The following is a 7,272-nucleotide window of genomic DNA, read 5'->3' on the forward strand; positions in this document are numbered from 1 at the left end:
GAAATACGGCGGGGCAGGCGCCACCGTGCGCATCGGCACGCACACGGTCGACGGGCGTGCACAGCTCGTCGTGCAGGACGACGGCCCCGGCATTCCGAGCGCCGAGTACGCGCATCTCGGCGTGCGCTTTCATCGGCTGGACCACAGCACGCCGGGCCACGGCCTCGGGCTTGCGAGCGTGCAGGCGGTGGTGGCGCTGCATGGCGGGCGCCTGCAGTTCGGCGATTCCGGCCCGGGCCTGCGCGCGTGCATCGACCTGCCGACCGCGGACGATTGAGCGCGGCCTTCGTCGCCTCCTCGCGCCCCGAACATTGCCAAACGGCAATGCTTTGTTCATACACACCGCGGCGCTGAATTCCTAGGATCGCTGACGCACATCGTGTGCCGATCAACGCAGTTCCAGGAGACATCAACGGTGAGAATCAAGAGTCAGAGAGACTTCTGCTCGGGCGTGCTTTTCAGCGCCTTCGGCGTGGCCTTCGCATGGGGCGCCACGACCTACAACGTGGGCACCGGCGCCCGCATGGGCCCCGGCTACTTCCCGCTCATCGTGGGCATCCTCATCGCCTTCATGGGCGTGCTGATCACGTTCAAGGCCCTCACGGTCGAGACCGACGACGGCGAACCCGTGGGGCGCATCGCATGGAAGCCGCTGCTGTTCATCATCGGCGCCAACCTTGTGTTCGGCGTGCTGCTCGGTGGCCTGCCGAGCATCGGCCTGCCGTCGATGGGGCTCATCGTCGCGATCTATGCGCTGACCTTCATCGCGAGCCTGGCGGGCGACAGCTTCGGATGGAAGGGCGTGACCCTTCTCGCAACGGTGCTCGCGCTCGGCAGCTACCTGGCCTTCGTGGTGGCACTGAAGCTGCAGTTCCAGGTGTGGCCCACCTTCATCGCTGGTTGACCCGCGCAGAACAACAAGAAATCCAAGAGAACAATGGACCTGATTACCAATCTTTCGATCGGCTTCGGCGTGGCCTTCACCGCGCAGAACCTTGTCTATGCCTTTGTCGGCTGCCTGCTGGGCACGCTGATCGGCGTGCTGCCGGGCATCGGCCCCGTGGCCACCATCGCGATGCTGCTGCCTGCCACGTATGCACTGCCGCCCGTGTCGGCGCTCATCATGCTGGCGGGCATCTACTACGGCGCGCAATACGGCGGCTCGACCACCGCGATCCTGGTGAACCTGCCCGGTGAATCGTCGTCGGTGGTGACCGTGATCGACGGCTACCAGATGGCGCGCAAGGGGAGGGCCGGACCGGCGCTCGCTGCGGCGGGCCTGGGCTCGTTCTTCGCAGGCTGTGTCGGCACGCTCATTCTTGCGGCCTTCGCACCGCCGTTGACGGAGCTGGCCTTCAAGTTCGGCCCGGCCGAGTACTTCTCGCTGATGATCCTCGGCCTGATCGGCGCCGTGGTGCTGGCCTCGGGTTCGCTGCTCAAGGCCATCACGATGATCCTGCTCGGGCTGGCACTGGGCCTCGTGGGCACCGACGTCAACTCGGGTGTCGCGCGCTACAGCTTCGACATTCCTGAGCTCACCGACGGCATCGGCTTCATTGCGATCGCGATGGGCGTGTTCGGCTATGGCGAGATCATTGCCAACCTGGCGGTGCCCGAGCACGAACGCGAGGTGTTCACCGCCAAGGTCAAGGGCCTGTGGCCCACCAAGGAAGACTTCAAGCGCATGACGCCTGCCGTGCTGCGCGGCACGGCACTCGGTTCCGCGCTGGGCATCCTGCCGGGCGGCGGTGCGCTGCTTTCGGCCTTCGCGGCCTACACCATCGAGAAGCGCATCAAGCTCAAGCAGGGCGAAGTGCCCTTCGGCAAGGGCAACATCCGCGGCGTGGCGGGGCCGGAGTCGGCCAACAACGCGGGCGCGCAGACGTCGTTCATTCCGCTGCTGACGCTCGGCATTCCGCCGAACCCGGTGATGGCGCTGATGGTGGGTGCGATGACCATCCACAACATCCAGCCCGGCCCGCAGGTGATGACCAGCAACCCCGAGCTGTTCTGGGGCCTCATCGCCTCGATGTGGATCGGCAACCTGATGCTCATCGTGCTGAACCTGCCGCTGATCGGCATCTGGATCAAGCTGCTGACCATTCCCTACAAGTGGCTCTTTCCGTCGATCGTGCTGTTCTGCGCGGTGGGCGTGTACTCAGAGAACAACAACACCTTCGACGTGTGGATGGTCGCCATCTTCGGCATCGTGGGCTACCTGTTCCTGAAGCTCAAGTGCGAGCCCGCGCCACTGCTGCTGGGCTTCATCCTCGGGCCGATGATGGAAGAGAACCTGCGCCGCGCGCTGCTGCTGTCGCGCGGCGACTGGAGCGTGTTCGTCATGCGCCCGCTGTCGGCGGGGCTGCTGGCTGCTGCCGTGCTGCTGCTCATCGTGGTGCTGCTGCCTTCGGTGAAAGCCAAGCGCGAAGAAGCCTTCGTGGAGGAGTGACGACGCGCGTCACCCGCCGAACAGTCGCCGCATCCATCCGAGCTTGACCTGCCCCGCGGCCCCGCCTTGCTGCACCGCCTGGCGGACCTGCGCATGCACGAGGACTTCGGCCGATGAATCCGTCGTCCGCAAATGCGCTTTCACGGTCGCCACATACGCGCCGTCCTCATGGCGGATGTGATTGAACAGCCACCGCGAGAGCATGTCGTGCAGCTCGGCCAGCACCTCTTCGCCGGACTCGAAGCGTGCGCGAAATTCGGTGACGCGGCGCACGAAGATCTCGTGCACCTTCTTGTGCGGGCCCGAGAAGGGATAGCCTGCGTCCTCGATCATGGCTTCTTCGAACGCGAAGTGCGAGGCGGTGTAGTCGATGGTCTCTTCGATGATCCGGCCCACGACCTTGCGGTCGTTGGTGCGCCGGGCGTCGTCCAGCGCGTTGATGTACTGCACGATGCGCTGGTGCTGCGTGTCGATCTCATGGATCCCCGTATTGAGCTCGGTCTTCCATACAAGGTGGGCCATGGTCTTCAGAACTTTGCAGGTGGATGTAAAGGTCCAGTATCGGCAGCCGAAAGCGGCACGCGGTTGATCTGAATCAAGCGCGTCCGGGGGGTGCAGGAGAAAGAAAGACAATCGTCTCGTGACGCCCGACGAAGACCCTCACCACAACCCGCCCGCTGTTGTCGAGCCCCGGCCGTTGCCGCTCGTCGTGCGCTGGCTGCTGATGGTCTTTGCCGTGCTGTGCCTCGTGCTGGCCGCCATCGGCGTGGTCGCGCCGGGCATGCCGACCACGGTCTTCGTGCTGATGGCCGCATGGGCCGCCGCGCGCAGCTCGCCGCGGTTGCACCGCTGGCTGCTGAACCACCGGCTCTTCGGCCCGCTGCTGCGCAACTGGGAAAACGGCCGCACCGTGAGCCGCCGCGCCAAGTGGAGCGCCACCGCGGCGATGGCGTTCTGCGCGGTCGTCATCGGGTTCACCGCGCACAAGCCATGGCTCGCGGGTGTCGCCATCGGGTCGATGGCGGTCGTGCTGGCGTGGCTGTGGCGGCGGCCAGAGCCGCCGCAGCAGCAGGGCTGCTGATCAGCCCTTCGCCAGCTCCGCGCAGATGGCTGGGTTCCAGTGGAAGCTGCGCGCCTTGTAGTCGGTGTCGAAGATCACCTTGTAGCGGCAGCTCGTGGCGCCGCCGCCCGAGCGGAAGTGGAAGACGTAGTCCCACTCGCGCACGGCCGCCATGCCTTCGTCGAAGTGCGGACGGCCGATGAGGGCGTACAGCTGGTCCTTGGTCGCGGCGGGGCCGATGGCGCGCAGGTTCTCGCGGTTCGGAAAGCTGCCTTCGGTCTGCCAGGTCTGCTGTTGATCAGCGCCGGGCCAGACGAGTTCGGTGGCCTTGCCGTCGCTGTCGATGCCGCGGCTCACGTACGAGGTGCAGCCGGTGAGCGCCAGCACGGTCAACAGCGTGGCGATGGGGAAGAAGGTGCGGGTCATGAGAGAAGAAGTCCTGTGGCCTGGATCGATGGCGGTTCTGTGGCTCATGCGTCTCACCACTGGAAGCCCGCACCAGCCGACACGCCGACGTTGCCGCGCGAGTTGGCCGAGCCGGTGAACTTCATCACCCACTTGCCGTTGTCCGAGATGCTCGAGAAGCCCAGCGCGACGGCGCTCTGGCCTTCGTAGCCGGCCACGCCCGCCGCGAGCATGTTCTTGCCCGGCATGTAGGCCTGCGGCATGCCGGCCATCGCCATCGCACCGGCCGTGCCGGCGTTGGCATCGCGCTGGTTCAGGCGGATCGCGTCGCGCCACTGCGCACTCTGTGCGTTCAGCTGGTTGACGTTGACCGCATCCGTGCCGGCCACGCCGGGCGCCACATTCGACACGGTGGTGCCGTTCGGCGCCTGCCCGTTGCCCAGCACGATCTGGTTGTGGTTCACGCTGCCATCGACGTTGGTGACGTAGTTGACCGCGCCGGCCTGCACCGCCTGCAACTGGCGCACGTTCACTGCGTCGGTCGCCTGCGTGCCGCCCGCGACATTCGTGATCTGCCGTTCGCCGCCCGCGCTGCCGACCGAGAGCGCGCCCTGCGTCGAGCCCACGGCGATGTTCGAGAAGCGCTCCTTCTGGCCGCTCATACCCGCGCGATCGGCGACGGCGCCAGCGCCCAGCGCCACGCCATTGACTGCGCTCGCCGTCGCGCCGGTGCCGATCGCCACTGCGGACGCGGCCGATGCGGTGCTCTGGCGTCCCATGGCCACGGCCGATTCGGCGTTCGCGGTGGCGCGGTCGCCCACGGCGACGGCGCTGTCGGCCAGTGCCTGCGTGTTCGCGCCGAGTGCGGCGGCGTTGATGCCGTCGGCAATCGCCTTGTCGCCGGCCGCGAGGCTGCTCTTCTTGCGCGCCTGCGTGTTGGCGCCGAGCGCGGTCGAATTGATGTCGCTCGCGGTGGCGCGGTCGCCCGCCGCCAGGCTGCTGGTGGCCACCGCGGTGGTGTTGGCGCCGATGGCGGTGGCGTTGGTGCCGAAGGCCTGCGCCACATTGCCCACGGCCGTGCTGCTGACGCCCGCGGCCACGGTGGTGGAGCCGATGGCGGTGGCGTAGGTTTCGGTGGCGCGCGCGTCGGAGCCCGCGGCCACGCTGCCAAAGCCGGTGGCCTTGGCAGACGTGCCGCCGAGCAGCAGGGCGTCGCCGCCGAGGTTGCCGTTCACCATGCCCTGCAAGGCCGCGGCATCGGGGCCGCCATTGACGGGGTCGGTCGGCACGCCGGTGATGAGCGCGAAGCCGCCGTTGCCGTTGGGCACCTGGCAGGCCCATGTCGGGCCGGCGCTGCCCGAGCTGCATACCGCGCCCGAACCGGTCGTGTAGCTGGCGCCGCCCAGGCTCACGTCGGCCCAGGCCGATGGTCCCGCGAGGCTGGCGGCCAGTGCGAGCACGGCGCCCGCGATGCCTTGGGTTTTCTTCTTGTGGACGAATGCGACGCGCGCACCGATCCCCACGTGCTGGATGACGTGTTCCATGGTTTTCTCTGCTCCCTGAGATGGCGCCTGATGGCGCGCTTGATGTGTGACGCTTCGACTGTATGAATCGGAGGCCGCGCGAACCTAGGACCTAATTCACAATAAATGTGAAGGTACCGAAAGCAAATGTTGCTTTCCAACCCGCATTCACACTTCCCTCAGGAGATCGCATGAAACCCCAGCCCATCGAGCACGCCGCCGCTTCCGACGAAGTCCGCGCGGTGTTCGACGACATCAAGACGTCGCGCAACGTGCCCGACGTCAACAATTTCTGGAAGTACCTGGCCAACGACCCGGCCACACTGAAGCGCACCTGGGCCAGCCTCAAGGAGGTGATGGCGCCGGGCGCGCTCGATCCGGTGGTCAAGGAAATGGTCTACCTCGCGGTGAGCGTCACCAACAACTGCGGCTACTGCATCGCGAGCCACCACGCGGGCGCGGAAAAGGCCGGCATGACGCCGGCCATGTTCGCCGAGCTGATGGCCGTGGTCGGCATGGCGAACGAGACGAACCGGCTGGTCAACGGCTACCGCGTGCCGATTGACCCGGCTTTCGACAAGTAAGCCCGCTCAACCGATCGTCATCAGGCTCGCATTGCCGCCCGCCGCGGCCGTGTTGACGCTCAGCGCGCGCTCCAGCACCAGGCTTTCGAGCGGGATGCCGGCGTCGCCGGGTGCGAAGCCGCGCACGCCGACGATGGGGCCGGGCCGCGCCGCCACCTGCTGCAGCACGATTGCGAGGTGGCCTGCGTCGCCGTGGTGCAGCACGGCATCGAAGACCACGGTGGGCGCGCGCCAGTCGTTGGCGAGCACGACCGCGTGGCGCGCCTCGTCGGGCAGCGCGGCCAGCAGCGTGTGCGCGCCGGGCGCATCGGCCGGCCAGATGGCGGTGCTGCCGACCGACAGCACGGCCGCCAGTTGCACGAGTCGGTCGGCCTCTGCATCGGCAAGGCACAGCACGGCCTCGCGCGGCTGCAGCGTGTAGACGTTGCGCTCGCCGGTCGGGCCGGCCAGCGTGCGCGCGCGGCCCACGGGCGCAAGGCTGGCGAAGCGGCGGCACTGCGCGGCGAGTGCGTCGCGGCCCGTGTCGCGCGCCCAGGCTTCGAGCGCTGCGAGGCCAGCGTTGAACGGTGCAGCGGATGCGTCGCCGTCGGCCACGGCGCGCGCGAGCACGTCGTCGGGCCGCGCCGACAGCAGGCGCGCCATGTACAGCGGCCCGCCGGCCTTCGGCCCGGTGCCCGACAGCCCTTCGCCGCCGAAGGGCTGCACGCCCACCACCGCGCCGACCATGTTGCGGTTCACGTAGACATTGCCGGCCTGCGCCTGCGCCACCACCTGCGCGATGGTTTCGTCGATGCGCGTGTGCACGCCCAGCGTGAGGCCGTAGCCGCTGCCGTTGATCTGGCCGATGAGCGCGCCGAGGTCGCGGCGGCGGTAGCGCAGCAGGTGCAGCACGGGGCCGAACACCTCGCGCTCCAGCTCGCCCAGGTGGTCGAGCTCGACCAGCGTGGGCAGCACGAAGGTGCCGTGGCGCGTGTCGTGGCCGAACTCGCGGCCCTGGCGGAACACGCGCCGTCCGCGCCCGCGCATGCCGGCGATGTGGCGCTCGATGCCGTCGCGCGCCTCGTCGTCGATGACGGGGCCCACGTCCACCGCGAGCCGCGCGGGGTTGCCGATGCAGCTCTCGGCCATCGCGCCCTGCAGCATTGCGACGAGGCGGTCGGCCGCTTCTTCCTGCACACACAGCACGCGCAGCGCCGAGCAGCGCTGGCCCGCGCTGTCGAAGGCCGAGGCCATCACGTCGGCCACCACCTG

Annotated in this window: 9 protein-coding genes; 5 read left to right on the plus strand and 4 right to left on the minus strand. The window is 68.1% G+C overall.

Going from position 1 to position 7,272, the window contains the following annotated elements; all coding sequences use genetic code 11:
• The 3 genes from AAG801_RS38575 to AAG801_RS38585 all read left to right on the plus strand — a co-directional run.
• A partial coding sequence (locus tag AAG801_RS38575; protein WP_341893174.1) for a sensor histidine kinase occupies positions 1 to 277 on the plus strand: 277 nt, incomplete at its 5' end.
• Positions 278 to 415: 138 nt separating this feature from the next.
• The gene (locus AAG801_RS38580; RefSeq protein WP_099795151.1) at positions 416 to 904 is read left to right on the plus strand and encodes a tripartite tricarboxylate transporter TctB family protein; all 489 of its coding nucleotides are present in this window, start codon (positions 416 to 418) and stop codon (positions 902 to 904) included.
• A 33-nt stretch (positions 905 to 937) separates the two neighbouring features.
• Positions 938 to 2,449, plus strand: a complete 1,512-nt coding sequence (locus AAG801_RS38585) for a tripartite tricarboxylate transporter permease (RefSeq protein WP_341893175.1) — start codon at positions 938 to 940, stop codon at positions 2,447 to 2,449.
• Between the two features lie 9 nt (positions 2,450 to 2,458).
• Here the strand turns inward: AAG801_RS38585 and AAG801_RS38590 are convergent, their stop codons facing one another.
• Positions 2,459 to 3,082, minus strand: coding sequence for a bacteriohemerythrin (locus tag AAG801_RS38590; protein WP_341893176.1), 624 nt, complete (start codon positions 3,080 to 3,082; stop codon positions 2,459 to 2,461).
• Positions 3,083 to 3,173: 91 nt separating this feature from the next.
• Here AAG801_RS38590 and AAG801_RS38595 point away from each other — a divergent pair, with 91 nt between their 5' ends.
• On the plus strand, positions 3,174 to 3,530 hold the full coding sequence (locus AAG801_RS38595; RefSeq protein WP_341893181.1) for a YbaN family protein: 357 nt from the start codon (positions 3,174 to 3,176) through the stop codon (positions 3,528 to 3,530).
• Here AAG801_RS38595 and bamE read toward each other — a convergent pair whose 3' ends face one another.
• Both bamE and AAG801_RS38605 read right to left on the minus strand, forming a co-directional pair.
• Positions 3,531 to 3,935 (minus strand): outer membrane protein assembly factor BamE, encoded by a 405-nt coding sequence (bamE, locus tag AAG801_RS38600; RefSeq protein ID WP_341893177.1) that lies wholly within the window; start codon positions 3,933 to 3,935, stop codon positions 3,531 to 3,533.
• A 53-nt stretch (positions 3,936 to 3,988) separates the two neighbouring features.
• Positions 3,989 to 5,458: a YadA-like family protein gene (locus tag AAG801_RS38605; RefSeq protein ID WP_341893178.1), complete on the minus strand. Its 1,470-nt coding sequence runs from the start codon at positions 5,456 to 5,458 to the stop codon at positions 3,989 to 3,991.
• A 170-nt stretch (positions 5,459 to 5,628) separates the two neighbouring features.
• Here AAG801_RS38605 and AAG801_RS38610 point away from each other — a divergent pair, with 170 nt between their 5' ends.
• Positions 5,629 to 6,021: a carboxymuconolactone decarboxylase family protein gene (locus AAG801_RS38610; protein ID WP_341893179.1), complete on the plus strand. Its 393-nt coding sequence runs from the start codon at positions 5,629 to 5,631 to the stop codon at positions 6,019 to 6,021.
• Between the two features lie 6 nt (positions 6,022 to 6,027).
• Here the strand turns inward: AAG801_RS38610 and AAG801_RS38615 are convergent.
• The coding region (locus AAG801_RS38615) for an aldehyde dehydrogenase family protein (RefSeq protein ID WP_341893180.1) at positions 6,028 to 7,272 on the minus strand (1,245 nt) is incomplete at its 5' end.

This window comes from Variovorax sp. YR752, assembly GCF_943372545.1.

What these genes read in the sequence shown, in the direction of transcription:
- AAG801_RS38585 (WP_341893175.1), top strand. Translation starts at nt 938, where the DNA reads ATGGACCTGATTACCAATCTTTCGATCGGCTTCGGCGTGGCCTTCACC.
- AAG801_RS38595 (WP_341893181.1), top strand. Translation starts at nt 3,174, where the DNA reads ATGGTCTTTGCCGTGCTGTGCCTCGTGCTGGCCGCCATCGGCGTGGTC.
- bamE (WP_341893177.1), bottom strand. Translation starts at nt 3,935, where the DNA reads ATGACCCGCACCTTCTTCCCCATCGCCACGCTGTTGACCGTGCTGGCG.
- AAG801_RS38605 (WP_341893178.1), bottom strand. Translation starts at nt 5,458, where the DNA reads ATGGAACACGTCATCCAGCACGTGGGGATCGGTGCGCGCGTCGCATTC.
- AAG801_RS38610 (WP_341893179.1), top strand. Translation starts at nt 5,629, where the DNA reads ATGAAACCCCAGCCCATCGAGCACGCCGCCGCTTCCGACGAAGTCCGC.